The sequence below is a fragment of the Glycomyces sp. YM15 genome, from assembly GCF_016918015.1.
In the GTDB taxonomy this organism is placed as follows: Bacteria; Actinomycetota; Actinomycetes; order Mycobacteriales; family Micromonosporaceae; genus Glycomyces.
Genome location: NZ_JAERMK010000012.1, coordinates 54511 through 81077 on the forward strand (window position 1 = coordinate 54511; position 26567 = coordinate 81077).

Consider the following 26567-nt stretch of genomic DNA (forward strand, 5'->3'; position numbering starts at 1 on the left):
CAACAAGTTACCCGGTGATTTTCAGCGCTTTTCGGTGGGTGGGCGAGCCTCGTCCTGGTCCCGGCCGCGCGGTGCCGCCGGGTTTGCGAGCTCTGCTCGGGTGCGGCGCAGTGCGTCCCGCGCCACCGCGAGCGGGGTTATGGTGGGCCGTATGCATGTCGTCATCGCCGGAGGGCACGGACAGATCGCGCTGCGCCTCACCGAGATCCTGGCCGCCGAAGGGCATTCGGTCACCGGGCTCATCCGCAATCCCGACCACGCCGAGGACCTCGCCGCGATCGGCGGTCGTCCCATCGTCATCGACCTCGAGCAGGCCGACGCCGAGCACCTCGGCGGGCTCCTCGCCTCCGAGATGTACGGGGAGGTCGACGCGGTGGTCTTCGCCGCGGGCGCCGGGCCCGGCAGCGGCGCGGCCCGCAAGGACACCGTGGACCGGGCGGCGTCGGTGCTGCTCGCCGAAGCGGCCGAGCGGGCGGGCGTGCGCCGCTTCCTGCAGATCTCCAGCATGGGCGTCGACTCGGAGCCCGATCCCAGTCGCGACGAGGTATGGGCGGCGTACATCGAGGCCAAGGCCGCGGCCGAGGAGGACCTGCGCGCCCGAGACCTCGACTGGATCATCCTGCGTCCCGGTTCGCTCACGAACGACCCGCCGACCGGGCAGGTGCATCTCGCCGAACCGCCGGTGGGTCGCGGCGCGGTCACTCGCTCCGATGTGGCCGCGGTGTTGGCCGAACTCCTGCGCCGTCCAGCGGTGTCGCGCCTGGTCCTGGAGCTGCGCGGTGGTGACGTCGCGGTGACCGACGCGGTGGACGCGCTCGTCCCGGAGGAGTGAGCGCGCCTGTCCGCTTGTCTCCCATGCGTATGCGGATTGCGGCGGCAAAAGGCGTTGCTCGATACTGTACCGATGCGATTCGGTGTGGTTCCCTCCTCGGTCCGCCGCGACGTCCTCGCCTGGCACGGCAGTGCCGGCCAGGCCTGGCTCGACGGCCTTCCCAAGACGGTCTGGCGTCTGCAGCGGCTGTGGTCGCTGCGGACCGACGGCCCGCCCTACGGAGGCGGCAGCCACTCCTATGTGGTCCCGGTCCGGAGGGAGACCGGGGAGCAGGCGGTCCTCAAGGTCATCTACCGGGACGGGGAGAACGCCGCCGAACCGACTGCGCTGCACCAGTACGCGGGCGACGGCGCGGTGCGCCTGTTCGAGTACGACGCCGAGACCGGAGCGATGCTCCTCGAGCGGGCCGTCCCCGGCAACCGCCTCAAGTCGACCCGCTTCTTCGGCCACCGCACCCCGGAGGCCGCATGGCGGCGCATCGGGATCGCCTGCGGCCTCTACCGGAGGCTGTGGCGGCCCATGACCGCGGCCGACGGGTTCCCTGATTTCCCCGCGGCCACCGAGATGCTCGACCAGTGGCGGGCCGAGTACGGCGATCCGCGAAGCGCGGCACGGCAGGGCCCCGGCGCGAACCGGCTCGACCTCGCGCTGGACCTGTGCGACCGGCTCGCGGACCCGCCTGAACTCGGCATCGGCAACCGCGACACGCACCTCGGGAACATCGTTTCGGCCGAACGCGAACCGTGGCTGGTGATCGACCCCAAGCCCTACCTCGCCGAGCGGGCCTTCGACGGCGGGTACCTGCTGTTCATGCTGCAGCACCACGGCCCGCACAGCGGCACCGAGCTGATCGCGGCCGTGGCCGAAGGCCTCGGCGTCGACGTCGAACGCCTCCGCGCGTGGGCCCTGCTGCGCGCCATCGACCACTTGACGGAGGTCGAGGGGGAACGCGACGTCACCGCCGCCGAGGCGACCGTGGCAGCACTCGAACGAGCGTGACCGAAGCGGCGGCCACCTGATGTGGTGGCCGCCAGTCTCGTTCAGGTGAGAAGACTCCGGTCGGATTTCCGACTCGTGCGCGAGTCGTCTACTCGTCCTTGGCTCCCTTGAGGAGTCAGGCGCGACGCTCGCTGCGGTCGGCCAGGAGACCGCGCAGACCGATCACGCCGATCGCGACGCCGAGTCCGAACGAGGTGACCGCAAGTGCCGAGTGGACCCAGAAGAACCCCGTCGGATCGCCCGCGGCGTCGAACGCCAGGCCGCTGACGTCCTCGAACAGGTTCTTGACGAAGGTGGTCCAGATGAACACCGACCACACGCCGAAGGCGAGCAGGAACACCGAGACCGGACGGCTGAGCTTCATGGCACCAGTATCCGGCCGCGCGGGGGACCGGGCATTCCGGGCGCGCCGCACCGGTCGCCGGTCACGTCGGGGTGCGAATCGGGTCTTCTCCCGCGAACGATCCGCCGGGTGCGCCTACTATCCTGGTCTTTGCAGACCCGGTGTCACTCTGTGCGGCACTTGCGTGCATACCGTGGTCTGCGATGATGGAGACCGGAATGTCATCAATGCATGGAATGGCTGGCCCGGAATGAGCGGACCTGACAACACCTCACTGCCAGGCGGATACCCCGATCCCGAGGTCGTGGGCTGGGCGCGGACCGAGGACCTCGAGTTCGCGGGCCTCCACATCAGAATGACCATTACCCCCGGGGAACGGATCGTGCAGCTGTGGGAGCTGATCGACGGCCGACCGGTGCGCTGGTTCGGCAATGTCTTTCGCATCGACGCCGAACCGCCCGTCCTCTATGTCAACTACCGCTACGAGGCGCGCCTCAGCCGCTCCCAGCGCGACGTCCTCGCCCGCACGGGCGCCAAATTCTGGAAGGGCTGACCCACACGGTGTCGACCCCGCCCGTGCATCGGTAACGATTGCGCTCGCGGCGCAATGGCGGTGAACGGCGCGCTCACTCGGTCCCGACGCGTTCCAAGGCCTCCACGAGCGGCGTGAACTCAGGGTTCTTCCGCGCCTCCTCGAGCGCCTCCGCCAGTGCCCGGTCGTGGGACGGCGTCGCGTCGGCGAGCAGCTTCCGCCCGGACTCGGTGACGTCGGTGTAGATCCCGCGCCGGTCGTCGGCGCAGATGGTCCGCTGCAGCAGTCCCCGGTCCTCCATGCGCGTCACCAGGCGTGTGGTCGCGCTCTGGCTCAGCACGACCGCCTCGGCCACCTGGCGCATCTGCAGGTGCCTGCCCGGGGCCTGCCGGTCGAGTACGGTGAGCAGCGAGAACTCGCGAACGGAGAGGCCGTGCTCGGCTTCGAGGCGGCGTTCGATGCGGTCGGCGATACCGTCGTGCAGGGCGGAGAGGGCGCACCAGTGCTGGGCCAGTGCGGTGCTGGGGGATGCCGCTGTACTCATGATGCTCCTCCGGCTCGTTCCGATCGGTCTCAATACTAGCGTATCGCGATATACGTTACAGGCAGATAATCGTTCCTTGCATTAGTCAGCGTCTGCAAGTAATGTCGTCCTCGGCAGTTCCGAAACCGAGCACGCCCGCAACGGCCCGCGGACAGGCGGCCACTCCTGCCGTGCCGCTCAAGGCGAGCACCGATTTCAGCCACGCCCGGCCCTCCCGGGCCGCCTACCAACATACGGAGAACCGATGAGCGACAAGCCGACCGTGAGCGTCCTGGGTACCGGCATCATGGGGGCCGCCATGGCCCGCAACCTCGCCCGCGCCGGGCACGAGGTCACCGCCTGGAACCGCAGCCGCGAAAAGGCCGAACCGCTCACCGCCGACGGCATCCGCATCGCCGACACCCCCGCCGATGCCGTCGCGGACACCGAAGCGATCGTGACCATGCTCCACGACGGACCCGCCGCCCTCCACGTCATGCGTCAAGCCGCTCCCGCACTGCGACCCGGCACGCGATGGATCCAGTCGACCACCGCGGGCCTCGACGGCATCGCCGGACTCGCCGCCTTCGCCGCCGAACACGACCTCGTGTTCTTCGACGCCCCCGTCCTCGGCACCCGCGAACCCGCCGAAGCCGGCAAGCTCACCGTCCTCGCCTCCGGCCCCAACGACGACCGGGTCGCGAACGCCGTGTTCGACGCCGTCGGCGCGAAGACCCTGTGGATCGGCCCGAACGGCGCCGACGGCGCCGCTTCCCGGCTCAAACTCGTCGCCAACAGCTGGGTCCTCCTGCTCACCCACGGGATCGGCGAAGTCCTCGCGCTGGCCGAAGGCCTCGGGGTCGACCCGCGGCGCTTCTTCGAACTCATCGAGGGCGGCCCGCTCGACGCGGGATACGCGCGCCTCAAGGGCGGTCTGATCCTGAAGGGCGAAACCAGGAACACCAGCTTCGGCCTCGACACCGCGGAGAAGGACGCGCGGCTCATCGTCGAGGCCGCTCGCGCGAACGGCGTCCGACTCGACCTGGGCGAGGCCGGGGCCGAGCGCTTCCGCCGCGCCTCCGCGCAGGGGCACGGCGGCGAGGACATGGCCGCGTCGTACTACGCGAGCTTCGACCGATAGCGGCACGACCACGAGCTGCACCGACGAGTAGCAAGCACCGCAACGAGAAGGAGCCATCATGGCGAGGATGCTGTTCATCATGACCGGGGCCGACGAGTGGACGCTGAACGACGGCACCAAGCACACCACCGGATACTGGGCCGAGGAGGCCGTGATCCCGCTCGAAGCGTTCAAGCACGCCGGGCACGAGGTCACCGTGGCGACGCCCGGCGGCGTGGTGCCGCCGGTCGACCCGGCGAGCCTCACCGAAGCAGCCGGCGGCGGCGCGGAGACCGCCGCGCACCTGCGCACCGCGATCGCGACGGCCGCCGAGTTCGCCAAGCCCGTGGACCTCGCCGGTGTGGACCCCGACGACTTCGACGCCGTGTTCGCGCCCGGCGGCCACGGACCCATGGAAGACCTGGCCGCCAACGCCGACTCCGGTCGCCTGCTGGCTGGAGCGCTCCGCGACGGCAAGCCCGTCGGCCTGGTCTGCCACGGCCTGGCCGCGCTCCTCGCCGCCCAAGACGAGGGCGTGAACGCCTTCGCCGGTTACCGCGTCACCGGTTTCAGCAACGCCGAGGAGCGCCTGGCTCGACTGGCCGACAAAGCCCCGTGGCTGCTCCAAGACGAGCTCGAGGCCGCCGGAGTAGTCTTCACGGCCGCCGACCCGTTCACCCCGCACGTGCAGGTCGACCGCAACCTCGTCACCGGCCAGAACCCGCAGTCCTCCGCCGCGGCCGCCGAGGCCCTCGGCGACCTCATCGGCTAGCGCCCGACCCGAAACCCCGAAAGGACCCACCTTGACCAGCAATCTGTTCGCCCCGATCACGATGCGCGGGACCACCGTCCCCAACCGGATCTGGATGGCGCCGATGTGCCAGTACAGCGCCGAGGCCGCGGGACCCGCGACCGGCGCGCCGAACGACTGGCACCTGCAGCACTACGGCGCCCGCGCCGTCGGCGGCCCCGGACTGATCCTGGTGGAGGCCACCGCGATCGCGCCCGAGGGGCGCATCAGCCCGGCCGACCTCGGCATCTGGAACGACGCCCAGGTCGAAGGGCATAGGCGGCTCACCGCGTTCATGCGCGGCCAAGGGGTGGTCCCGGGCATCCAGATCGCGCACGCGGGCCGGAAGGGCGGCACCGACGCGCGCGGCGGCGGCTCGCTCGCCCTGGACGAGGGCGGCTGGGAGACGGTGGCGCCCAGCGCGATCGCGTTCGGCGACTATGCGGTACCGCACGAGCTGAGCGTCGAGGAGATCCGCGGGGTCGTCACCGCGTTCGCGGAGGCGGCCGAGCGGGCGCTCGCCGCGGGGTACGAGGTCATCGAGGTGCACGGCGCCCACGGCTACCTCGTCCACGAGTTCCTCTCCCCGGTCTCGAACCGCCGCGAAGACGAGTACGGCGGCGACTTCGAGCGCCGGGCCCGTCTCGCGCTCGAGATCGTCGACGCGGTGCGCGCGGTGGTGGGGGAGCAGGTGCCGGTGCTGTTCCGGGTCTCGGCCACCGACTGGATCGAACCCGACGGATGGACCGCCGACCAGACCGTGCGCCTCGCCGCGCTGCTGCGCGAGCACACCGTCGACCTGGTCGACGTCTCGACCGGCGGGAGCGTCCCGGACGCCCGGATCCCCGCGGGCCCCGGCTACCAGGTGCCGTTCGCCGAGCGGATCCGCCGCGAGACCGGGATGCCCACGGGCGCGGTCGGCCTCATCACCGAGGCGCAGCAGGCCGAGAAGATCCTCGCCGAAGGCGGCGCCGACGTCGTCCTGCTCGGCCGCGAACTCCTGCGCAATCCGTACTGGCCGCGCCAGGCCGCGCACGAGCTCGGCGCGGAGCACCCGCTCCCTCGCCAGTACGGGCGTGCCGACCGCAAGCGGGCTTGACATCCGGTCGGGAGGCGGGCTGCGCCTCCCGACCGGCCCGTCGAAGAGCCCGTGGACCACGGTCCGGAGCCTTCCGCTAGATCGCCTCGGCAGCCGCCGTCTCATCCCGAGTGCCGAGCTCGTCGCAGACCTCCTGCGTCGGTCCGCATCGGATGATCCGGCCCCGTTCCATCACCGCCACGCGATGCGCGAAGCCCCGCACCGCCTCCAGGTCATGGCAGATGAACAGGTAGCTCAGACCCAGCCGCTCCTGCAATCCGATGAGCAGCTCGAAGATCTCCCTGCGCAGCGGGGCGTCCAGTGCCGAAGTCGGCTCGTCCAACACCAGGAGCCGCGGCTCGCTCGCCAGCGCCCGGGCGATGTTCACGCGCTGGCACTGGCCACCCGAGAGCTCGTGCGGCCGACGGTCGGCGAGCTCGTCGTCGAGTCCGGTGAGCGCGAACAGCTCCCGTACCTTCGCCGGTCCCGACACGGGGTCCCAGCGGCGCTGCACCCGCAGCGGCTCGGCCACGGCCTCCCCGGCGGAGAGGCGCGGGCTGAGCGAGCCGTACGGGTCCTGCAGCACCGGTTGGAACCGCGGACGGAGCGCGCGCAGGTCGCGCTCGGGCATGCCGGTGAGGTCACGGCCCTCGAAGCGGACCGTGCCGCTCGCGGGCCGCTGCAGTCGCAGGACCGCGGCGCCGGTCGACGACTTGCCCGAACCCGAAGGCCCGACGAGCGCCAGCGTCTCCCCGGCCGCGATGTCGAAGGACACGCCGTCAACCGCGCGGTTCCCTTTGCGGTTTCCCATACCCAGCCGGTGGTGGAGCGGCACATGCGACAGGTGATATTCCACTGTCAGATCGCGGACTTCCAGCAGTGCCGCCGCTTCCTGCAAGGGCGCACGCGAGGTGACCACCAGGCGCTCGCGACTCGCGCCGGTGAGCAGCCGGCCCCCCTCGATGACCAGCACGCGGTCGGCGTACTCGTCGACCACCGCCCGATCATGGGTGATGACGAGTATGCCGGTTCCCGTTGCGGCACAGCGGTCCCGCAGGAGGTCGAGGATCTGCGTGCGGGTCCGCACGTCGAGCGCCGTGGTCGGCTCGTCGGCCACGATCAATTTCGGGGAGGCGGCCGTGGCGAGGGCGATGACGGCGCGCTGGCGCATGCCGCCGGAGAACTGGTGCGGATAGTCGCGGGCGCGGGCGGCCGGGTCGGGTATGCCGACGGCGTCGAGCGCGTCCACCGCGGCCTGCCGTGCGGCGTCCCCGCCGACGCCGCGCACCGAGGCGATGGTCCCGGCGATCTGGTCACCGACCCGGTGTACCGGGCTCAGCACCGTGAGGGCGTCCTGCGGCACGTAGGCGAGGGTGCGGCCCCGCAGCCGGCCGAGCATCGCACGTTCGGCGCCGATGATCTCGGTGCCGTCGACCACCGCGCTGCCCGACGCGTGCGCCGAGGTCGGCAGCAGCCCCAGGATCGCCTTGGCGGTCAATGACTTCCCGGCGCCCGAGGCGCCGACGAGCGCCACGATCTCACCGGGGTCGATGCTGAACGAAATGCCGCGCACGGCTTCCGTCCGTCCGATCGCGACGCGAAGGTCACGGACATCGAGTAGCGGCTCGCTCACGGGGACTCCACCTTCTCGATTGACACGTCGCAGCGCTGGACTTTCATCACCGACCGTCGACGCCGGGCGTTCTTCGGTGGCGCAAGCCCCGCGGGCCGCGGTCCCGGGTGCCTGATCTGCCGGCTGGGACCGGGGACGCGGTGAACGACGGAGGCGACCGGAGTGCGGGCGTTCATGCGAACGCCGCCTTCCGGCGGGGCAACCGGGTGAGGTTGGCGCTCGACACGGTCAGTGCCGCGAGGAACGCGATCGCGGCGGCCGGAGCCAGCGCGGCGACGGGTGCGATCTCCACGTAGGCGCGCGACTCGTCGAGCAGGAGACCCCATTCGGGCGTGGGCGGCTGCGTGCCGAGCCCCAGGAATCCCAGTGACGCGATCGCCAGTGCGATGCCGGGCAGGCGCAGTACCGCGTGCCGCGCCAGGGGCCCGGCCACTTCCGGCAGCACGTGCCGGATCGTGATCCAGCCCGGGCTCGCGCCCAGGGCCCGCTGGGCGGTCAGGTACGAAGCGGCCCTGGCCTCTTGCGTCAGTGCGGCGGCGTGCGCGGTGAGGGTCGGCCAGGAGACGAGCGCGACGGCGATCGCCGCGCCCACCGTGCCCGGGCCGAGCGCCGCCGCCACGAGCACCCCGGCGAGGACGGGCGGTACGGCGTTCGCGACGTCCGCGGCGCCCGCCGACGCCTGCGGCGCGAACCCGAGCGCGAGTGCGAGCACGAATCCGAACGCGCACACCGCGACCGCCGCTCCGACGGTGTGGGCGGCGCCGTGGCCGAGGCGGGCGAGCACGTCGCGGCCGAGCGCGTCGGTGCCGAGCGGATGCGCCCACGACGGTTGCAGCAGTTTCGCGGTGACGTCCAGTGCGAGCGGGTCGCGGAGCAGGCCCCACGCCACGGTCGATGCGAGGACGGCCGCGAGGCCCGCCGGAACCGCGTACTGGCGCGCTCCCGAGGGACCGCGTGGAGGCGGCGGTGGGGTCAGTGCGGCGTCGCGCAGGCCTGAGCCGAGCATGGCCCGGCGGGCCAGGTGGCCGAGCGCCCCGGCGGCGAGCCCGAGGCACATGAGCGCGAGCACGCTGCCCTGCAGGAGCGGCAGGTCCTGGGATTTGGCCGCTCCCAGCGCGGTCCGGCCGATCCCCGGCACGGCGAAGATCGTCTCGACCGCCACGGCTCCGCCGGTCAATCCGACGACCACCATCCCGAACTGCGTCATCACCGCGGGCAGGGCGCGCCGCAGGACACCGAATGCGATTCGTCCCTCGGTGACGCCGGCCGAGCGCCACAGCGCCACCCAGCGTTCGTCGAACGCGCCCGGGAGGGCGTCGCCGATGAGCCTGCCGAGTACCGCGCCGGCCGGGACGCCCATGGCGACGGCGGGCAGCACGAGGTTCGCGGGCCCGGTCCAGCCTGAGGTCGGCAGCCAGCCGAGCCAGACGCCCACGACGATGAGGCCGACCGTGGCGATGAGGAATTCGGGGCAGGCCACCAGGACCGCGCCGATCGCGCCGCCGGGGCGGCCTTCGCCGAGCGTGCCGCGAGCGCCGCGCCAGACGGTCCGGGCGCAGAGCGCGGCCGCCAGGAGCAGCGCGACCGTGAGCGCGCCCGCCATGAGCGTCAAGGAGGTCCCGAGCCCCGAGGCGACGGCGGGTCCCACGGGGTATCCGGAGGTCCACGAGGTGCCGAGGTCGCCGCGGAGCAGGTCGGCGGCCCATCGGCCCAGGAGCGCCAGCGGTCCGGCGTCGAGCCCGAGGTCGGCGCGGATCGCGTCGAGCGCTTCCGGGGTCGCCTCCTGCTCGGCCGATTTCGCGCGGAGCACGGTGAGCGCCGGGTCGTTCCGCGAGAGCCACGGCAGCAGGCCCACGACCGCGAGGAGCGTCGCCAAGGCGGCCAGCCGGGCGAGGACGGTCCGCATGTCGCCGCCTACGCCACGCTGGTTTCGGGGCCGACGAGTTCGCGCTCACGGGGGTCCTTGATGGACCCGGTCACGCCTGCCGCGTCGCCCTGGATGACCCGCTCGTGCAGGAGCGGGATCGCCGCGTCGGCGTTGAGGATGGCCGTCTCGGCCGCGAGGACGGCCGCGCGCCGCTCCTCGCCGGGCGGGGTCGCGGACGCGGTGTCGAGGGCCGCGTCCACGCCGTCGTCGGCGAACTGGGAGAGGTTGAACGAGCCCTCGGAAGCGAAGTCGGAGAACATGTACGCGACCGGGTCGCCGGAGTCGAGGACGGTGGCGCGCGAGAGCAGGAACGCGTCGAACGCGCCGTCGAGCGCGTCGGCCTCGATGTTCGCGTACTCGCGGATGTCGAGCGCGACGGTGAATCCGGCGTCCTGCAACTGCTGCTGGAGGACCTGTGCGACCTCGGGCAGCTCAGCCCGGTCCGTGAAGGTGCCCAACGTGATCGTGGTCCCGGCGGGATCCGCGGCGGTGGCGGGCTCGGTGCGGCCGGGGCGTTCGGCGGCCCACGGGATCGCCGGGCCGAGCAGGCCCTCGGCGAGGTCGGCGCGGCCGTCGTAGACCCCGTCCACGATGGTGGCGGCATCGATCGCCTCGCGGACGGCGGCCCGCATGGCCGGGTCGGCGAACGGCCCGGTCGTGCAGTTGAGGTAGAGCGTGCAGGTGCGGGGCATGGGCACTTCGGTGATCTGGTCCGGCTCGAGCAGGCCGGCCTGGGAGACCGGGATGGACTCGACGATGTCGGCCTCGCCCGCGCGGAGCTTCCCGGCCCGGGCGGTGCCGTCGGGCACGAACGACGCGTCGATGCCGGCGGCCAGCACCTCGCCGCCCCACCAGTCCTCGTTGCGGTCGAGGGAAGCCGAGGAGGTGCCGTCGACCGCGGTGAGGACGAACGCGCCGGTGCCCGCGCCCACCGGGTCGACGATCCCGTCGCGGTAGGCCTTCGCCGCGAGGATCGAGAGCTGTGGCGAGGACAGCCGGTGGGGGAGCAGCGGGTCGGTGTCTCCGGTGGTGACGGCGACCGTGTTGCCCGCGGTCTCCACAGTGAGCTCGACGCCGTCGAGGATGCGGGGTTTCGGCGCCGCCTGCGAGGCGACGGTGAGCGCATTGGCGACGGCTTCGGCCGTGAACGCGGTGCCGTCGTGGAAGACCACGTCCTCGCGCAGCGTGAAGGTCCAGGTCTTGCCGTCCTGGACCCACTCGGTGGCGAGCCATGGAAGTGCGTTGCCGTCGCCGTCGAGCACGACAAGGGTCTCGGCGGTGGCCCAGCGGGAGAGCTTGAACGCGTCGTCGGTCAGTGGTGAGAGCCCTGAACGGGGCGGCTGCATGTGCGCGACCCGGACCCGCCCGGACGCCGCTGCCCCCTCCGAGCCTTCGGAGAAGCAGGCGGCCAGGCCGAGGACCGGGGCGGCGGAGGCGGCCGCGAGGAGTGAACGGCGGGAGACAGGCAAGGGAGGACTCCAAGGGGGAGGTTCGGACGGTACGCCTCGGAACCATATACAAATGAAAACCGTATTCATTTCTAGCGTCATGGGACTTGCCCCGGGTCACAACCCCGGAACCCGCCGCCCCCGTCGCCGCCCAATGCCACCAGCCGGTGGAATGTCATATGTCGCGCGGCATATGGCACCGAACGGACGGCCCTGCAAAGGAGGGCCCTGCAAAGGACGGCGCTGCAAAGGGCCGCGCTGTAGAAGACCGCGCTGAGCGGGATGGCGCCGAAAGCCATCGGGACACAAGAAGCGCGCCATACAATGCCGCCAGCGCCAATGGCGAGGAGCCGCATCATGCACCACCAGGACGACGCCGAGACGGGCGCGCACGCCCGCTACCGCCCGATCGAGGACTACGCCCTCCTCTCCGACCGCCGCTGCGCCGCCCTCGTCTCCTCCGAGGGATCCATCGACTGGTTCTGCCGCCCCCGCTTCGACAGCCCGGCCGTCTACGGCCGCCTCCTGGACCCCGACGCCGGCCACTGGTCGATCCGCCCGTCCGGCCCCTTCACCAGCGAACGCTCCTATGTCGGCGACACCTTGGTCCTTCGCACCGTCTTCACCACCGACACCGGCACCGCCCACCTCATCGACACCTTCGCCATCGGCCCCTCGACCGAGGCCGAGACCGGCGTGCGGCTCAGGCTCGCCTCCCGCGCCCCCAGGGCCACGATCCGCGTCCTCGAATGCACCGCAGGGCGCATCGAGATCGACTTCGAATTCAAGCCCCGACCCGAATTCGGCCTCGTCAAACCCATCTTCACCACCATCCCCGGAGGTGTCCTGGCGACGGGCGGGCCCGTCCGCTTCGTCCTCACCTGCCCCATCGACCTCGAATTCAGCGACGCCGCCGCCACCGTCCGCATCACCCTCGACGAAGGCGAGAAGCTCCGCTTCGTGACCCAGTCCGCCGGACTCGCCGACGAACCACCCGCGACCTGGACACCCGAAGCCATCGACGTCGCACTCGAAGAGACCATCCAGGGCTGGCAGCGCTGGAGCGACGCCCATCCCACCTGGGACGGACCCCTGCCCCACCTCGTGCGGCGCTCCATCCTCGTCCTCGAAGCCCTCCGCTACCAACCCACCGGCGCCATCGTCGCCGCCCCCACCACCTCCCTGCCCGAAGCCGTCGGCGCGGGCCGCAACTGGGACTACCGCTTCTCGTGGATCCGCGACGCCAGCTTCACCGTGCAGGCGCTGGCCGCCGCCGGATCCACCGAGGAAGCGATCCAGTTCTTCGAGTTCATCACCCGTGCCGCCGCCCACTACCACCCCGAGAACCCGCTCCAGATCATGTTCGGCGTCGGCGGCGAACACGACCTGTCCGAAAGAGAACTCACCCATCTGTCGGGTTGGCGCGGTTCGCGTCCCGTGCGCGTGGGCAACGCCGCCTGGCAGCAGCCGCAGCTCGACGTCTACGGCGAATTCCTCGACGCGGCCTGGCAGCTGCGCCCCCACCTGACCCACCTCGACGCGGCATCGCGCCGCTTCCTCACCGGCGTCGCCGACGCGGCCGCGGACCATTGGGGACGGCCCGACCACGGCATCTGGGAGTCGCGCGGCGCCCCCCGCCACTACACCTACTCCAAACTCATGTGCTGGGTCGCGCTCGACCGCGCCGTCAAACACGCCGAACTCATCGAGGTTGAACAACGCGAGGCCATGACGTTCGGCCGAGACGTCCTCAGTGGCCAGGAACTCACCCCTGAGGACTTCAACCCGGTGAAGCTGGCCCCGGGCTGGGCGGCCGCGCGCGACCGCATCCGCGAGGCCATCGAGGAGTACGCCTGGAAACCGGCCATCGGCGCCTTCGGCGCGGCGTTCGACGGCGACGACCTCGACGCGGCCGTCCTCCTGCTGCCCGCCGTCGGGTTCCTGCCCGGCGACGACCCTCGCGTCGTCTCCACGGTCGATGTCATCGCGGAGCGGCTTCGCGCCCGGCAGGGCCTGGTGCGCCGCTACGAATCGGGGACCGACGGGCTCGAAGGCGACGAGGGCGCGTTCATCATCTGCACGTTCTGGCTCGCGCAGGCACTGGCCCTGACCGGACGGGTCGAGCGGGCCCGAGACGTGCTCGAGGAGGCCGCGGCCTGCGCGAACGACCTCGGTCTCATGTCGGAGGAGATCGACGCCGACTCCGGTGCGATGCTCGGCAACTACCCGCAGGCGTTCAGCCACATCGGCCTCATCAACGCCGCGGCGGCGATCCGCGACGCCGAACGCCGCTGACCGGCCGCGCCCGTCGGGAAACCGTCGCACCGGATCACGAAAAGCCCTCAAACGGGTCGTGCGGCGACGCTACGGTGACGTGGAGCCGCGCCTACGCGCCGGCTCGCAACGGGGAAAGACTGAGGAGGGCGGCGACATGGCCGCACACATGGAACACGCCGGGCACGCGCACGAACACGGCAGGGACTGCGGCCACACCGCGGTGCTGCACGGCGACCACACCGATTACGCCCACGACGGTCACCTGCACCGGGTGCACGGCGACCACGTCGACGAATGCGAGCCGCAGGGCCATCATGTCCACGAAGGGCACGCCCACGAGCACGGTGAGGACTGCGGGCATGTCGCGGTCGCCCACGGCGACCACAGCGACTACGTGCACGACGGGCACCGCCACGCGGCCCATGCCGGCCACTGGGACGACCACTGACCCGGACGCAGGAGGAAGCGGCCGTGGGCGTCGCGCTCACGGCCGCTTCGCGTCGTCCGGTGTCAGGTGGGCTGGGCCCAGGAGCCGCGAACGTGGCTGAGGTGCAGCTCCATCACCTGGCGCACGTACTCGGGGTCGCGGGTGAGGAGGCCGTGCAGGATCTCCAGGTGCTCCCCGGCCGACTCCTCCAGTTCGCCCAGTTCCATGAGGGCGGTCAGGCCGTACAGGCGTGAGCGCTGGCGCAGGTTGCGGACGGTCTCGACGAGCGTGGCGTTGCCGGAGAGCGCGAGCATCTCGAGGTGGAAGCGCATGTCGGCCTCGACATAGGCGATGAGGTCCTCTTCGGCGGCGGCGTCGACGATGGCCTGGGCGAGGGGGCGCAGCGCTTCGATGTCGGCCGGGTCCGCGGTCGTCGCGAGTGCCACGGTCGTCGGGATCTCGATGAGCTCACGCAGTTTCGTGTACTCGTCGAGCTGCGATTCGGAGACGACCTTGACCCGGAACCCCTTGTTGGGCACGGGTTCGACGAGCGCTTCCTTGACGAGGTCGAGCATCGCCTCGCGCACGGGAGTGGCGGAGACCCCGAACTGCTCGGCCAGGACGGGCACCGAGTAGACCTTGCCCGGGGCGAGCTCCCCGGTGATGACGGCGGCCCGGAGGGCCTCGCCGATGCGCTCCCGGTAGCTGGCGCGGCGCCCGCCCATCTCGGGCAGGGACATCGCGACGGCCTGCGCGGCTCCGGCTCGAGCTGGCATCAGGACCTCCTCAGTGGTGTGTCACACGTGGCGCGTCACAGTATGCGGGAAGGCTCAGAGGATGAACCCGCTGGGGAAGGGGTCGTCGGGGTCGAGCGTGTACTGGGCGGTACCGGTTATCCAGGCGCGGCCGGTGACGGACGGGATGACAGCCGGGAGGCCGTCGACCTCGGTCTCGCCGACGAGGCGGCCGGTGAACCGCGAGCCGATGAACGACTCGTTGACGAAGTCCTCCTCGAGCCCGAGGAGGCCGCGGGCGTGCAGCTGGGCCATGCGAGCGGAGGTGCCCGTGCCGCAAGGGGAGCGGTCGAACCAGCCGGGGTGGATCGCCATGGCGTGCCTGGAGTGCTTCGCGTCCGATCCGGGCGCGGTCAGGTAGACGTGGTGGAGGCCCCGGATGGACGGCTCGAGCGGGTGCACCGGCTCCGCCGCGGCGTTCACCGCCGCCATGATGTCGAGCCCGGCGGCGATGAGTTCGTTCCCGGCGGCCCGGTCGAACGGCAGGCCGAGGTCGTCGAGGTCGACGAACGCGTAGAAGTTCCCGCCGAAGGCCAAGTCGTAGCGGATCTCCCGGCCGTCTTCGAGGGTCGCGGTGCGGTCGAGCCCGACCGAGAACGCCGGGACGTTCACCAGCGTGACGGCCTTGGCCGCGCCGTCCTCGACCCGCACCTCGACTTGCACCAGGCCGGCCGGGGTGTCGAGGCGGACCGTGGTCCACGGCTCCGTCACCGGCACCATCCCCGTCTCGACGAGCACCGTGGCCACGCCGATCGTGCCGTGCCCGCACATCGGGAGGTAGCCCGAGACCTCGATGAACAGCACGCCCCAGTCCGCGTCCGGGCGGGTCGGCGGCTGGAGGATCGCCCCGCTCATGGCGGCATGGCCGCGCGGCTCGTTCATCAGGAACCCGCGCACATGGTCCGAGTGGTCGCGGAAGTGCTCCCGCCGCTCCATCATCGTCGACCCGGGGATGGCGCCGACACCACCGGTCACGACCCGGGTGGGCATGCCCTCGGTGTGCGATTCGACGGTCTGGAGCACGAGTCTGCCGCGCATCGGTGGTCCTCCTAGGCGAGCCCGGCCGCGAGGGCCTGCTCGGTGGCGGTGCGGACCTCGGCGGCCTGCTCGGGCAGGAGCGGCACGCGGGGGAGGCGGCACCGGCCGCCCTTGCGGCCGACGATGTCCATCGAGAGCTTGATGGCCTGCACGAACTCCACTTTCGAGTCCCAGCGCAGCAGCGGGTGAAGCTGCCGGTACAGCGGCAGGGCCGTTTCGAGGTCGCCCGCGACGGCCGCCCGGTACAGCTCCACCGTGGACTTCGGCAGTGCGTTGGGGTAGCCCGAGATCCAGCCGACGGCGCCCGCGACGGCGAGTTCGAGCAGCACGTCGTCGGCTCCCACCAGCAGGTCGAGGCCGGGGGCGAGCTCGGCGATGCGGTAGGCGCGCCGCACGTCGCCGGAGAACTCCTTGACGGCGTGGATGAGTCCTTCGGCGTGGAGCTTCGCCAGCAGTTCTGGAGTGAGGTCGACCTTGGTGTCGATCGGGTTGTTGTAGGCGACGACCGGCAGGCCGGCCTTCGCGACCTCCTCGTAGTGGGCGATCACCGAGCGCTCGTCGGCCCGGTAGGCGTTGGGCGGCAGCAGCATGACGGCGCCGCACCCGGCGTCGCGCGCCTGCTCGGCCCAGCGGCGGGCCTCGACGGCGCCATAGGCGGCGACGCCGGGCATGACGCGCTCGCCGCCGATCGCCGCGACGGCCGTGGCGACGACCTCGGATCGCTCGGTCTCGGTGAGGGTCTGGTACTCACCGAGGGAGCCGTTCGGGGTGACGCCGTCGCAGCCGTTCGCCACCAGCCAGGCGCAGTGCTCGCCGAAGGCCGGGAAATCGACCGTGCGGTCCTCGTTGAACGGCAGGGCGGTGGCGACGAGGACGCCGCGCCAGGGGCGCGATTCGGGTGCCGACATGGGGCTTCCAATCTCGATGACGTGTGACATGGTACTGCGGGAGCCGCCTGGGGCGACCTGGAAGCAGCAGCGGCAGCGGCCGTTCACCGAACAGTAATATGTCACATACTATAGGAGAGGGAGGGGCCCGCGCACTCCGGGAGTGACACACCGCGGACCAGTGCGCGAAGCTCGGCGCCGCGGCCCTGATCGAGCGCCGCGTCGACGGCGAGTTCGAAGCCGCGCAACGCGTTGAAACCTGGTACCGGGAGCGCGGTGCGGGCATCCGGCTGAGCGCGACGCGCCGCCCGTTCAGGGCCGCGCCGCAGCGGAGGCTGCCGTTCCTGGACCACTTCCGCGGTGATCGCCGGGGCGATGCGGGTGACCGCCTTGCCGAAGACCTTGCGGTCCCCAGGTTCGGCGAGGTCCCAGTCGTCCAGGCGCATGTCGAGCCGGTGGCGCAAGGCCGCGATGAACCGCTTGAATGCCGCCTGCCCTGGGCGGTCGGCGTGAGTCGTCCCTTTTCGACGGACAGGAGCCCGGCTCGCACCGCCTGGGTGGACGCCGGAGTGAGCACCTCCGGCGGGACCGGGTGGACGGCGACGATCTTGCGCACCGTCGCTTCCGCTCCGGCCCGCTGCGGCACATAGACCTGGCGCAGCGCGCACGCGTCCGACCGGTCGAGCAGACCGTCGGTCGCCCGGGACACCTCGGTGCAGACCGTCGCGCGTTCGCGCTGCATGACGTCGGCGATCATCCGCGCACCCCGTTCCTCCGACGGCGCCGGGTCCGGGGCCCCGAAACCCTCGCCCATGTCGACTTCGCGTCCGCGCGTCGCATCGCGCAGCGGTCGCTCCGCCGGGAACCGGGCCACCACGAACCCGAGCGCGACGCCCGGTATGTCGCGGCCGGGAGCGGGGCCCTCTCGCGCCTAAGGTGGCGCTTGTGGAGAGACGAGAAGCGAGCGCGGTGTCGGCCGGGGTCCGCTGGGCCGCGGCCCTGACGGTGGTGGGCGTGGCCCTGGCCGGGTGCGGGGCGAGCAGGACCGCCCAGACCAGCGAGATGGCGCCGGCGGTCTCCGGCGTCAATGTGGACGCGGGGGCGCTGGCCCTGCGCGACCTGCAGGTGGACTTCGGCCAACAGGGCTTCTACCCTGAGGGCGGGCAGGCCCCGCTGCGGGTCTGGATCGACAACCTCGGCGACGAGCCCGTGGTCCTCGAGGCGGTGACGAGCTCGGCCGCCGAGTCCGTCATCCTCGTGACCGAGATGGTCGTCCCGGGGGAGACGCCCGGGGCGGACGAGCCGACGCCTACCGCGGACGAGTCGACCACTCCGGAGACCGATGCGTCGCCGACCGCCGACGCCACCGAGAGCCCCGGGGCCGATGCCTCGCCGACCGCCGACGCCGCGACGTCGAAGCCCGCGGAAGGCGAAGGGCCCGTCGCGGAACTGGAGGGCACGCGCGACTTCGAGATCGAGATCGCCCCGGGCTCGTACGTGCGCCTGGCGCCGACGACCGGCTCCTTCCTGGTGCTGGACGGGTTGCAGGAGGACCTTGCCATGGGCGCGACCGTCGAGCTCACGTTCGTCTTCTCGAACGGGGAGGCGGTCACCGTGGACCTGCCGATGGGCGTCCCGGAAGAGGCCCCGTCGCGCTCGTACTTCGAGCCGCGGCACGAGGAAGGCGCCGAATAGCGCGGCACCGTCGAAACGGGAACCGAGCAACGGCGGCGGCGATGCGCCGCCGCCGTTCGCATTGCGGTCCTCGGACTACCGCCAGGCGGTGACTTCGATCTGGCGCGTGGTGCCGAGGTCGATCGAGGCCTCCGGCGTGACGGTCTCCATCGGGGAGCCTTCGGCGTAGCCGACGCTGATCTCGGTCGCGTTCACGACGTCGCCCGCCTCGACCCTGTTGGTCCACAGCATGCCCGCGCTCGCGGTGTCCCCGGGCGCGAGGGTGATCGGCGCGGGCCCGGGGTCCTGGAGCGTGTCCGACCCGTGCCGGACCGCGACGTCGACCCCGGGGAACTCGATCACCGGGTACCCGTTGACCTCGATGTCCGCGGTGCCGCAGTTGAGGAGCTCGATCCCGGAGGAGCGCACGCCCATGGCGGCGCTGCCCTGGGTGACGGTGACGTGGAAACCCTCTTCGGGGCAGTCGGGCTCCTCCGGCCGGTCGGTGGCCGGTTGCACCGGCTCGGCGGGCTGGGCCGCGGGTACGCCGGAGAGCTGCCAGGCCCCGAGGTCGAGCACGTGCTCGGCGCCGAGTTCGATCGGCTCGGCCAGCTCGAGCTCGTACTCGGCGTACACCGGCAGCGCGTTGACGAGGAACCGGTCCACTTCGACCGTCTCACCGCCCCCGGTCGCCGGAGTCCACGACAGGGGCGCGATCGCGCCCTGCCCGGGGTCGACCGTGACCGATTCGGGGGCGTTCAGGTCGCGGGGCGCGACGACGTTCCCGCCGAAGACGCCGACCTGCGGCATGCTGTCGAGCAGCAGCGGCTCCTCGCCGCAGTTGACCAGGCCGATCGCCATGAAGGTGCGGTCGCCGACGATGCCGGTCGGCGTGAGCGACATCTGGATGCCGTGGTCGTCGCACGCCGTGGAGGTCGCCGCGGCGGGCTCGTCCCCGCTGCCGAAGCCGCACCCGGAGGCCGCGAAGGCGAGGACGGCGGCGATCAGCGCCAGGGGCCGGGAGGTGTGTCGCATGCGGTGTCCTTCACTGTGGGGGTTCCGCAATGCCTGACGCGGAGGGCCTATCGCGAGGTTGCACCGGGTGTCTGAATGATCAGCACGGTCAGGTCGTCCGTGCGCTCGTAGCCGCCGCCCTGGAAGTCGGCTTTGAGCTTGCGGTGGAGGCGGTCGGGGTCGCGGATGCCCGAGGTGACGTGCGCGTTGAGCCGCTCGATCACCGGGAACGTCTCTCCGGCGGCGTTGCGGCCTTCGATGAGGCCGTCGGAGAAGACCACGACGAGGTCGCCGGGCATGAGCGTGGCTTCGCGGATCTCGCTGACCTGGAGCCCGAAGTCGGCGAGCCCGAGGGGCGGCATGGGCCGCACGGAGAGCGGCTGCGCCGATCCGCGCACGAGCAGCGGCGCGGGGTGCCCGCACAGCAGGACCCTGATGGTGTCGAAGCGGGGCGTGATCTCGACGAACGCGGCGGTGGCGTAGGACTGGTCCAATTCGCCGCGGCCGCGGTTGTGCATGCGCACGCGCCGCTCCATCCGGGCGGCGAGCGTCCGCAGGTCGGGGTCGTCGAGCGATCGTTCGCGGAAGGTGCCCAGGAGCGCCTCGGTGAGCTGGACGGTGGCGAGGTCGTGGCCTTGGACGTCGCCGACGACGGCGCGGATGCCGAGATCGGTCTCCTGCACGTCGTAGAAGTCGCCGCCGACCAGGCCGGGGCTGTCGTGCGTCCGGTAGGCGACGGCGACCCGCGCGCCGCCGATGTGCGCGGGCAGTTCGGGCAGGATCGCGGTCTGGACGGCCTCGGCGACGAGCGTCATCGAGATCAGGCGGTTGACCATGCGGTTCCTGATCCAGGAGAGGGCCGTGCACAGCGCGCCGATGATGACGACGGGCGGCAGGTCGCTCCAGGCGGACTCGGGGTAGGGGAGGAGCCCGAGGGCGTACTGCCCGGAGCTGACGACGGCGGCGACGACGAGCGTGGCGCCGGCGGTGACCAAGGGCCCGTTGACGAGCGCGGTGAAGGCCGGCAGGAGGATCACCGCGTAGTCGGTGTACTCGGCGGCCTCGTCGTCGATGAGCGCGATGGGGATGGTGACGGCGATGAGGAGGAACGGCATGAGTCGCAGGAGGAGGACCGTGCCGGGTTCGCCTGCGGCGATGCGGTGCCAGGGGTTCTTCGACAGCGCATAGGACCTGAAGTACCCCTGCATGTCAGCGGCCGCTCGTTTGGTCCCGTCCACGGGGAGAGCGTATGCGGATCGGGGATCGAAGGGGCGATGAACAGGCAAAACAAGAGGCGTGCTCGCGGCGCTGGGAGTCGCCGCGGGCACGCCTCGCGGGTGCTAGGCCCTGGCCGTGGCGGCGGCGATGTGCCCGCGCAGCCGCTCCTCCTCTTCGGACGAGAGGTTCGTCTGGAGGAGTTTGCCCTGGTACTGGCCGCCGAGCTCTTCGAGGACCTTGTCCTCGGTCATGGTGCGGACGAGGACCACGAGCGCGGCGCTGCCCGGGCTGAGCTCCTTGCCGAGGTCCTTCATGAAGGAGTCGTCGACGCCGACGTCGGTCATGGCCCCGCCCGCGGCCCCCGCGGCCGCGCCGACGGCCATGCCGAGCAGCGGTGCGAAGAACAGCAGGCCGATGAGTCCGCCCCACAGCGCGCCGCCGGTCGCGCTGACGCCGACCAGCGAGGTCGACTGGTGGAGTTTGACCTTGCCGTCGTCGCGCCGTTCGACGACCACGGCGTCGTCGAGTTTGATGAGTTCGCGTTTCTGCATGTCGGCGAGCTTGGCCAGGACCGTCTGCGCGGTGGGGACGTCGGGATAGGCCACGGCGATGAGTTTGCTCATGCGTCTTCCTCTCTGCGGGCCGCCGTCGGCGGCGTCTCGCCCGATTGTGTCCCTGTTCGTGCATGTTCGCGGGCAAATGACGGGCAAACTCCGGTATGCGTGATGGTTGCTCGTGCCCGACCTGGGCGATCCCGACTGACGGGACCCGAGGTTGACGCTCGACGGCCCATGAATCTATATTTCCCATAGAATTAGTAGAGTTACTGCTTCGGTCATCACCCGGAAGGCTTCCTCGTGCGCACCCTCGTCATGCTCGGACTCGTCGGCCTGGCCGCCCAACTCGTCGACGGCAGCCTCGGCATGGCCTACGGCGTCACCTCGACCACGCTCCTCCTCGCCATCGGCGCCAACCCCGCCGCCGCATCGGCCACCGTGCACCTCGCCGAGATCGGCACGACCCTCGCCTCCGGCGCCTCGCACTGGCGCTTCGGCAACGTCGACTGGAAGGTCGTTCTCAAGATAGGCCTCCCCGGCGCCGTCGGCGCCTTCGCGGGCGCCACCGTCCTGTCGCGGCTCGCCACCGAGGTCGCCGCCCCGGTCATGTCGATCATCCTGCTCTCCCTCGGCCTCTACCTGCTCATCCGCTTCACCCTGCGCGGCCTCGACGGCAAGCACCTCGGCAAGCCCCTCCGCAAGCGGTTCCTGACCCCGCTCGGCCTCGTCGGCGGCTTCCTCGACGCCACCGGAGGCGGCGGCTGGGGGCCGGTCGGCACGCCCGCGCTGCTCGCCAGCGGCCGCATCGAGCCCCGCAAGGTCATCGGCTCCATCGACACCTCCGAGTTCCTGGTCGCGCTCGCCGCCTCGATCGGCTTCGTCGTCGGCATCGGCAGCGCGGGCATCGACTTCGCCTGGGTCGGCGTGCTCCTGGCCGGCGGCCTCATCGCCGCGCCGATCGCGGCCTGGCTGGTCCGCCACCTCCCGCCGCGCGTGCTCGGCTCGGCCGTCGGCGGCGTCATCATCCTGACCAACGCCCGCACGCTGCTGCGCAGCGACTGGATCGCCGCCCCCGCCGGGATCGCGGTCGCGGTCTCCGTCGCCGTCGCCGTCGTCTGGATCGCGGCGGTCGCCTACTCGGTGCGCCGCCACCTCGCCGAGCGCGACGTCGGCGGGCCCGTCCTCGGCAAGGCGAACCGCCCCGGTCCCGAGGCGTCCGGTGCCCAGACGCCCGCCCGCGTCGACGAGCCGGCCGCCGAGACCGTCTGAGCGACGACTGCGGTTCGCCGCGCCCACCGAGCGAACCCAACTGTCCCTATTGGATTTGGATGACGACGCGAAGATGAACTTCCAGTAGCATGTTGCCTCAACGTGGCCGTGAGCTGGACCGTTGGAGGCGCCGTGACGCAGTTCTACCAAGCTTTGCTCCGCGACGGCGGGCCGCGGCTCGGCCCCCGGTTGCGGCGGTGCTTCGCCGCCTGGGCCGGGATCGAGGACGACGGCGAACCGACCCGCGAACACGCCCGCGGCCGCGAGCGCACCGCCTTCGCCGACAACGACCTCTGCGGCCGCTACCTCCACGACGCACCCGCAGTCGGCGGACGGCTCCGCACCACCGCCACCTGGGCCGCCGGCCACAAAGGCGCGCCCGGCTGGGTCCGCGTCACCGTCGAAGGCGAGCTCGAGGCGGCCGAGGTGACCGCCCCGGGATTCATGCCCGCGTTCCTCGCCACCGGCCGCGCCACCGACGGGGCCGTCCCCGTCGAGGCCGGACCGCACCTCATCGGACCCGAAGAGGTCAAGGAGCTCACCCGCTGGCTCGCCCGCCCCGACCGCGCCGTCCCCCTCATCGTCCTCACCGTCGACCGCGGCGACCCCAACCTCGTCACCGCCTGCGCCGACCACCTCGCCGAGGCGCTCGCGGGCGTCGCCGTCATCGCCCGCCTCTACGACTCCCGCACCCAGGACGACCTCAACGCCTGGCTCGGCGGCGACCTCAGCGTCTTCGGCGGCGGCCTGCGCACCTACCTGCCCGGCGTGCGGCCGGGGGAGGAGACCTACCCGATGCGCCACCAGCCCCGCGGCGGCGGCGCGATACGCGATCAGGGCGTGCGCTCACTCGAAGTCGTCGTCAGAGGCGTCATCGACCTCTCCGTCCACCGGCCCCTCCCCACCGACATACGCCGCGCCGAACCCAGGATCGCCCGCATACTCTCCGGCGCACTGCCACCGGTCGAACTCCACGCCGCCCCGCCCAGCCCCGCCGCGATAGCCGTCCCCCGCGGACCCCGCATACCCAGACCAGCCGCACCGTCCGAACCGAGGACACCCGCCCCCGAACCCGCAGTCGAGACACCCGAACCGCAGCCCGAACTGACGACCGAACCCGAGCCCCCGCAACCGGAAACGCCACCCGCGCCCGCCCTGCCCGCGAGCCTCGCCGACGACATCGCCGCGAGACTCGCCGACCGCCTCGACGACGCCGTCCTCGAGACCCTCGTCGACATGGCACGCGGCGGCGACTCCGAGACCACCGGCCTCATCAAGACCATGTCCGCCCATCTCGACGCCCTCACCCGCGCCGTCGAATCCACCGGACTCCTCGGCTCCCGCGCCCCCAGCCAGGAGCTCGAACGACTCCGCAGGCAGTACGACCAGCTCGAACTCGACTACACCGAACTCCAAGAGCACGAACGCAAAGCCCAGGACCGCATCCGCTGGCTCGAAAGCCGCCTCGCCGAGCACGCCGACCCCGTCTACGGCGTCCAGAGCGAAGCCGACCAGGACGACTGCCGGGAGGCCGAGAGCCTCATGGACGTCGTCCAGCGCGCCCGCAAACAGCTGCGCCACCTCGACCTCCCCGACGCCCTCGACACCGAAGTGTCCCGGCTCGACGTCATGTACCCGCGCCAGCGCCGCCGCTGGACCGGCCGCACCTGGGACGCCCTGCGCGCCCTCGACGCCTACGCCGCCGCCCGCGCCGAATCCCGCTTCACCGGCGGCTTCTACGACTGGTGCGCCCGCCCCCTCCCCGGAGCGCCCATCATCACCCCGACCATGGTGTCCATGAAGGAGTCCGACTCGGTCTCGGGAAACCCGAAGTTCCACCGCGCCAGGGTCTTCCGCGTCCCCACCGAGATCGACCCGTCAGGCCGCGTCTACATGCCCTCCCACATCAAACTCCAGCAGGTCGGCTCGCCCGCGCCCCGCATGCACTTCCTCGACGACGCCGGCGGCGCCACCGGGAAGATCTGGATCGGCTACCTCGGCGACCACCTGCCCAACACGCGGACCAACTGAGGGGCGGCCGGTCCGCGAGGCCGCTCCCGTAGGCTCGAGGCAACCCCGGAAGGAGCCTCGATGGACTTCATGCGCCGCAACGCACGATGGATCGCGCTGGCGGCACTGCTGGCGATCCTGGCACCGTTCATCGCCCAGATGTTCAACGCCCTGTTCGCGGTCGACACCCTGCTCGTGGCCGTGATCCTGCTGGCCGCCGTCGTGGTCGCCGTGGCGCTGCTGGCTCGATCGTCCAGCGACGAGGACTGAGCCCGGTCACCCGCCCCGGACCTCGAACCCGGCCAGGCCCTCCGGTTCCTCCGCGAACACCCCGACGTGCGCCACCACCGCGGTCGGCGGGCCGTGCCCCGCCCAGGCGATCATGGCCTCGACCTGCGCCGCAGTGCCTTCGAACACCGCTTCGACGGTGCCGTCCGCGCGGTTGCGGACCCACCCGGCCAGCCCCAGCGACTGCGCCTCCCGCCGGCATTCGGCCCGGAAGAACACGCCCTGCACCCGTCCTTCGACGACCACCCTTCGCCGCAGCACCGCCGCCCCCTTTCACCGATCACCCGCGAGTGTAGTGACCTGGACCTCCATCCGCGGGTCCACCGGAGGTCCACCCCGAACCCGCCGTCCCCGCTAGGCTCCGAAGCAGGACCGTCCACCCCTGGCCGCAATGCCACACAGGAGCACCCCCATGGCACGTCGCAAGCGCCCACTGTTCGCCCGCTGGTACCCGGACGCCGCCGCCCGGCTCGAGGAGCGCGGCCTCGCCGCGCAGCGGGCGAGGCTGCTGGCCCCGCTGGAAGGCCGCGTCCTCGAGATCGGCTGCGGCTTCGGCGCGAACTTCCCCCACTACCCGGAGGCGGTGACCGAACTCGTGGCGGTCGAACCCGAGGAGCACTTCCGCGACCTCGCCCGCGCCCGCGCCGGCGAACTCGGGCTCAAGGCCACGGTCGTCGGCGGCACCGCCGAGGCCCTGCCCGTCGAGTCCGGCTCGTTCGACGCCGTCGTCGCCACGGCCGTGCTCTGCTCGGTCGACTCCCAGGCCGACGCGCTCGCCGAGATCGCCAGAGTCCTCAAACCCGGCGGTCAGCTGCGGGGCTTCGAGCACGTCGGCGCGCCGGGGCGGGGCCGGCGCGCGCCCGAGAACGGCCACGAACCCCGGCGCGGGGCCCTGCGGGGGGGCTGCGCCCCGGGGGGCGCGCCGGGCCGGCCCCGCCCCGCGACCGAGAAGGTCCTCGACGCCGTGCTCTGGACCCACCTCAACGGCGGCTGCCACCTTTCCCGCGACACCCTCGGCGCGATCTGCGAGGCCGGGTTCGACACCGGCGGCATGAGCGAGGAGCGCTTCGCGTTCCTGCCGTTCCCGGTCTCCAAGAGCCCGCACATCGTCGGCTCGGCCCGCAAACCGGAGTGACCCGGCATAGGCTCGAAGACACCGCCGCCGGAGGGAGGAACGCATGGCACGCCGTCCGCGCCGCCTGTTCGCCCGCTGGTATCCCGGCCTCGCCGCCTCCCTCGAGGAGCGCGGCCTGGGGGAGTGGCGCCGACGACTCCTCTCCGGGCTCGAGGGCCGCGTCCTCGAAGTGGGCTGCGGAAACGGCGCCAATTTCCCGCACTACCCCGACACGGTCGGCGAACTGGTGGCCGTCGAACCCGAAGCGCACCTGCGGGACCTCGCCCGCGAGCAGGCCGCGGCGTCCCGCGTCGCCGTGACGGTGCTCGACGGTCGGGCCGAGGCGCTTCCCTTGGAGAGCGGTTCGTTCGACGCGGTCGTGTCGACCCTCGTCCTGTGCTCGGTCGACGACCAGGACCGCGCGCTCGCGGAAATCCACCGGGTGCTGCGACCCGGCGGGCGCCTGTGGTGCCTCGAGCACGTGGCCTCGGCGAACCGGCCGATCCGCTGGGCCGAGCACGCGTTCGACGCGGTGTTCTGGTCGCACGCGTTCGGCGGCTGCCACACCGGCCGCGACACCGGGGCGGCGATCGAACGCGCAGGACTGCGCACCGACGACCTCGAGGCGCGGCGGTACCCGGACCTGCCGTTTCCGCTCTCGGTGAGCCCGCACCTGATCGGCGCCGCCCGCAAACCCGGCGCTTCGGGCCCTGTGGAAGACTCTGCCGGAAATCGGTGAAATGAGGTCGAGACGATGCCCGTCTCCGCGCCCTCG

At 71.8% G+C, this 26567-nt stretch carries 27 protein-coding genes; 14 read left to right on the forward strand and 13 right to left on the reverse strand.

Annotation, left to right across the window (positions count from 1 at the left end; genetic code table 11):
• The first annotated feature begins 151 nt into the window (after window positions 1-151).
• Window positions 152-832 carry an NAD(P)-binding oxidoreductase gene (locus JHY01_RS14505; RefSeq protein WP_205326373.1) on the forward strand — a complete coding sequence of 227 codons (681 nt, stop codon included), beginning with the start codon at window positions 152-154 and terminating at the stop codon, window positions 830-832.
• A 72-nt stretch (window positions 833-904) separates the two neighbouring features.
• Entirely contained in the window at window positions 905-1831 is a 927-nt protein-coding gene (locus tag JHY01_RS14510) for an aminoglycoside phosphotransferase family protein (protein ID WP_205326374.1), read from the forward strand.
• A gap of 115 nt (window positions 1832-1946) precedes the next feature.
• Here JHY01_RS14510 and JHY01_RS14515 read toward each other — a convergent pair whose 3' ends face one another.
• Window positions 1947-2195 carry an SCO4848 family membrane protein gene (locus JHY01_RS14515; protein ID WP_205326375.1) on the reverse strand — a complete coding sequence of 83 codons (249 nt, stop codon included), beginning with the start codon at window positions 2193-2195 and terminating at the stop codon, window positions 1947-1949.
• A 229-nt stretch (window positions 2196-2424) separates the two neighbouring features.
• On the opposite strand from JHY01_RS14515, the gene JHY01_RS26705 reads away from it, so the two are divergent.
• Entirely contained in the window at window positions 2425-2727 is a 303-nt protein-coding gene (locus JHY01_RS26705) for a hypothetical protein (RefSeq protein ID WP_240192791.1), read from the forward strand.
• A 73-nt stretch (window positions 2728-2800) separates the two neighbouring features.
• Here the strand turns inward: JHY01_RS26705 and JHY01_RS14525 are convergent, their stop codons facing one another.
• Window positions 2801-3250, reverse strand: a complete 450-nt coding sequence (locus JHY01_RS14525; protein WP_205326377.1) for a MarR family winged helix-turn-helix transcriptional regulator — start codon at window positions 3248-3250, stop codon at window positions 2801-2803.
• Between the two features lie 244 nt (window positions 3251-3494).
• Here JHY01_RS14525 and JHY01_RS14530 point away from each other — a divergent pair, with 244 nt between their 5' ends.
• From JHY01_RS14530 to JHY01_RS14540, 3 genes are read left to right on the forward strand one after another with little or no spacing between them, the layout of a single operon-like run.
• Window positions 3495-4370: an NAD(P)-dependent oxidoreductase gene (locus JHY01_RS14530; protein WP_205326378.1), complete on the forward strand. Its 876-nt coding sequence runs from the start codon at window positions 3495-3497 to the stop codon at window positions 4368-4370.
• 58 nt (window positions 4371-4428) lie between these two features.
• Window positions 4429-5121: a type 1 glutamine amidotransferase domain-containing protein gene (locus JHY01_RS14535; protein ID WP_205326379.1), complete on the forward strand. Its 693-nt coding sequence runs from the start codon at window positions 4429-4431 to the stop codon at window positions 5119-5121.
• 31 nt (window positions 5122-5152) lie between these two features.
• Window positions 5153-6238 (forward strand): NADH:flavin oxidoreductase/NADH oxidase, encoded by a 1086-nt coding sequence (locus JHY01_RS14540; RefSeq protein ID WP_240192792.1) that lies wholly within the window; start codon window positions 5153-5155, stop codon window positions 6236-6238.
• A gap of 76 nt (window positions 6239-6314) precedes the next feature.
• Here JHY01_RS14540 and JHY01_RS14545 read toward each other — a convergent pair whose 3' ends face one another.
• From JHY01_RS14545 to JHY01_RS14555, 3 genes are all read right to left on the reverse strand, one after another.
• Entirely contained in the window at window positions 6315-7850 is a 1536-nt protein-coding gene (locus JHY01_RS14545; protein ID WP_205326380.1) for an ABC transporter ATP-binding protein, read from the reverse strand.
• A gap of 172 nt (window positions 7851-8022) precedes the next feature.
• Window positions 8023-9756 (reverse strand): ABC transporter permease subunit, encoded by a 1734-nt coding sequence (locus JHY01_RS14550; RefSeq protein WP_205326381.1) that lies wholly within the window; start codon window positions 9754-9756, stop codon window positions 8023-8025.
• Between the two features lie 8 nt (window positions 9757-9764).
• Window positions 9765-11246: an ABC transporter substrate-binding protein gene (locus JHY01_RS14555; protein ID WP_205326382.1), complete on the reverse strand. Its 1482-nt coding sequence runs from the start codon at window positions 11244-11246 to the stop codon at window positions 9765-9767.
• A 336-nt stretch (window positions 11247-11582) separates the two neighbouring features.
• Here JHY01_RS14555 and JHY01_RS27380 point away from each other — a divergent pair, with 336 nt between their 5' ends.
• A complete protein-coding gene (locus tag JHY01_RS27380; RefSeq protein WP_205326383.1) occupies window positions 11583-13520 on the forward strand; it encodes a glycoside hydrolase family 15 protein in 1938 nt (645 codons plus the stop codon).
• A 136-nt stretch (window positions 13521-13656) separates the two neighbouring features.
• On the forward strand, window positions 13657-13950 hold the full coding sequence (locus JHY01_RS14565) for a hypothetical protein (protein WP_205326384.1): 294 nt from the start codon (window positions 13657-13659) through the stop codon (window positions 13948-13950).
• Window positions 13951-14012: 62 nt separating this feature from the next.
• Here the strand turns inward: JHY01_RS14565 and JHY01_RS14570 are convergent, their stop codons facing one another.
• The 4 genes from JHY01_RS14570 to JHY01_RS14585 all read right to left on the reverse strand — a co-directional run bounded on the left by JHY01_RS14570 (window position 14013) and on the right by JHY01_RS14585 (window position 17112).
• Window positions 14013-14705: a GntR family transcriptional regulator gene (locus JHY01_RS14570; RefSeq protein WP_205326385.1), complete on the reverse strand. Its 693-nt coding sequence runs from the start codon at window positions 14703-14705 to the stop codon at window positions 14013-14015.
• A 54-nt stretch (window positions 14706-14759) separates the two neighbouring features.
• Window positions 14760-15761 carry a proline racemase family protein gene (locus tag JHY01_RS14575; RefSeq protein ID WP_205326386.1) on the reverse strand — a complete coding sequence of 334 codons (1002 nt, stop codon included), beginning with the start codon at window positions 15759-15761 and terminating at the stop codon, window positions 14760-14762.
• 11 nt (window positions 15762-15772) lie between these two features.
• Complete coding sequence (locus JHY01_RS14580; RefSeq protein ID WP_205326387.1) at window positions 15773-16669, reverse strand: dihydrodipicolinate synthase family protein; 897 nt, start codon at window positions 16667-16669, stop codon at window positions 15773-15775.
• 101 nt (window positions 16670-16770) lie between these two features.
• Window positions 16771-17112 (reverse strand): hypothetical protein, encoded by a 342-nt coding sequence (locus JHY01_RS14585; RefSeq protein WP_205326388.1) that lies wholly within the window; start codon window positions 17110-17112, stop codon window positions 16771-16773.
• A 481-nt stretch (window positions 17113-17593) separates the two neighbouring features.
• Between JHY01_RS14585 and JHY01_RS14590 the strand changes: the two genes are divergently transcribed.
• Window positions 17594-18343 carry a copper chaperone PCu(A)C gene (locus JHY01_RS14590; RefSeq protein ID WP_205326389.1) on the forward strand — a complete coding sequence of 250 codons (750 nt, stop codon included), beginning with the start codon at window positions 17594-17596 and terminating at the stop codon, window positions 18341-18343.
• A 75-nt stretch (window positions 18344-18418) separates the two neighbouring features.
• Here JHY01_RS14590 and JHY01_RS14595 read toward each other — a convergent pair whose 3' ends face one another.
• The 3 genes from JHY01_RS14595 to JHY01_RS14605 all read right to left on the reverse strand — a co-directional run bounded on the left by JHY01_RS14595 (window position 18419) and on the right by JHY01_RS14605 (window position 21177).
• Window positions 18419-19357, reverse strand: coding sequence for a DUF4232 domain-containing protein (locus tag JHY01_RS14595; RefSeq protein WP_205326390.1), 939 nt, complete (start codon window positions 19355-19357; stop codon window positions 18419-18421).
• Between the two features lie 47 nt (window positions 19358-19404).
• Entirely contained in the window at window positions 19405-20574 is a 1170-nt protein-coding gene (locus JHY01_RS27780; protein ID WP_205326391.1) for a PP2C family protein-serine/threonine phosphatase, read from the reverse strand.
• Window positions 20575-20676: 102 nt separating this feature from the next.
• The gene (locus JHY01_RS14605; protein ID WP_205326392.1) at window positions 20677-21177 is read right to left on the reverse strand and encodes a DUF1269 domain-containing protein; all 501 of its coding nucleotides are present in this window, start codon (window positions 21175-21177) and stop codon (window positions 20677-20679) included.
• Between the two features lie 234 nt (window positions 21178-21411).
• Between JHY01_RS14605 and JHY01_RS14610 the strand changes: the two genes are divergently transcribed.
• From JHY01_RS14610 to JHY01_RS14620, 3 genes are all read left to right on the forward strand, one after another.
• Window positions 21412-22380: a sulfite exporter TauE/SafE family protein gene (locus JHY01_RS14610; protein ID WP_205326393.1), complete on the forward strand. Its 969-nt coding sequence runs from the start codon at window positions 21412-21414 to the stop codon at window positions 22378-22380.
• 132 nt (window positions 22381-22512) lie between these two features.
• On the forward strand, window positions 22513-24411 hold the full coding sequence (locus tag JHY01_RS14615; protein ID WP_205326394.1) for a hypothetical protein: 1899 nt from the start codon (window positions 22513-22515) through the stop codon (window positions 24409-24411).
• A 60-nt stretch (window positions 24412-24471) separates the two neighbouring features.
• Window positions 24472-24660 (forward strand): hypothetical protein, encoded by a 189-nt coding sequence (locus tag JHY01_RS14620; protein ID WP_205326395.1) that lies wholly within the window; start codon window positions 24472-24474, stop codon window positions 24658-24660.
• Between the two features lie 6 nt (window positions 24661-24666).
• On the opposite strand, the gene JHY01_RS14625 is transcribed toward JHY01_RS14620, so the two are convergent.
• Window positions 24667-24939, reverse strand: a complete 273-nt coding sequence (locus tag JHY01_RS14625) for an acylphosphatase (protein ID WP_205326396.1) — start codon at window positions 24937-24939, stop codon at window positions 24667-24669.
• A gap of 151 nt (window positions 24940-25090) precedes the next feature.
• Between JHY01_RS14625 and JHY01_RS14630 the strand changes: the two genes are divergently transcribed.
• Together JHY01_RS14630 and JHY01_RS14635 are read left to right on the forward strand one after the other, a co-directional pair.
• Window positions 25091-25813, forward strand: a complete 723-nt coding sequence (locus JHY01_RS14630; protein ID WP_205326397.1) for a class I SAM-dependent methyltransferase — start codon at window positions 25091-25093, stop codon at window positions 25811-25813.
• A gap of 43 nt (window positions 25814-25856) precedes the next feature.
• Window positions 25857-26531 carry a class I SAM-dependent methyltransferase gene (locus JHY01_RS14635; protein ID WP_205326398.1) on the forward strand — a complete coding sequence of 225 codons (675 nt, stop codon included), beginning with the start codon at window positions 25857-25859 and terminating at the stop codon, window positions 26529-26531.
• Window positions 26532-26567: the final 36 nt, after the last annotated feature.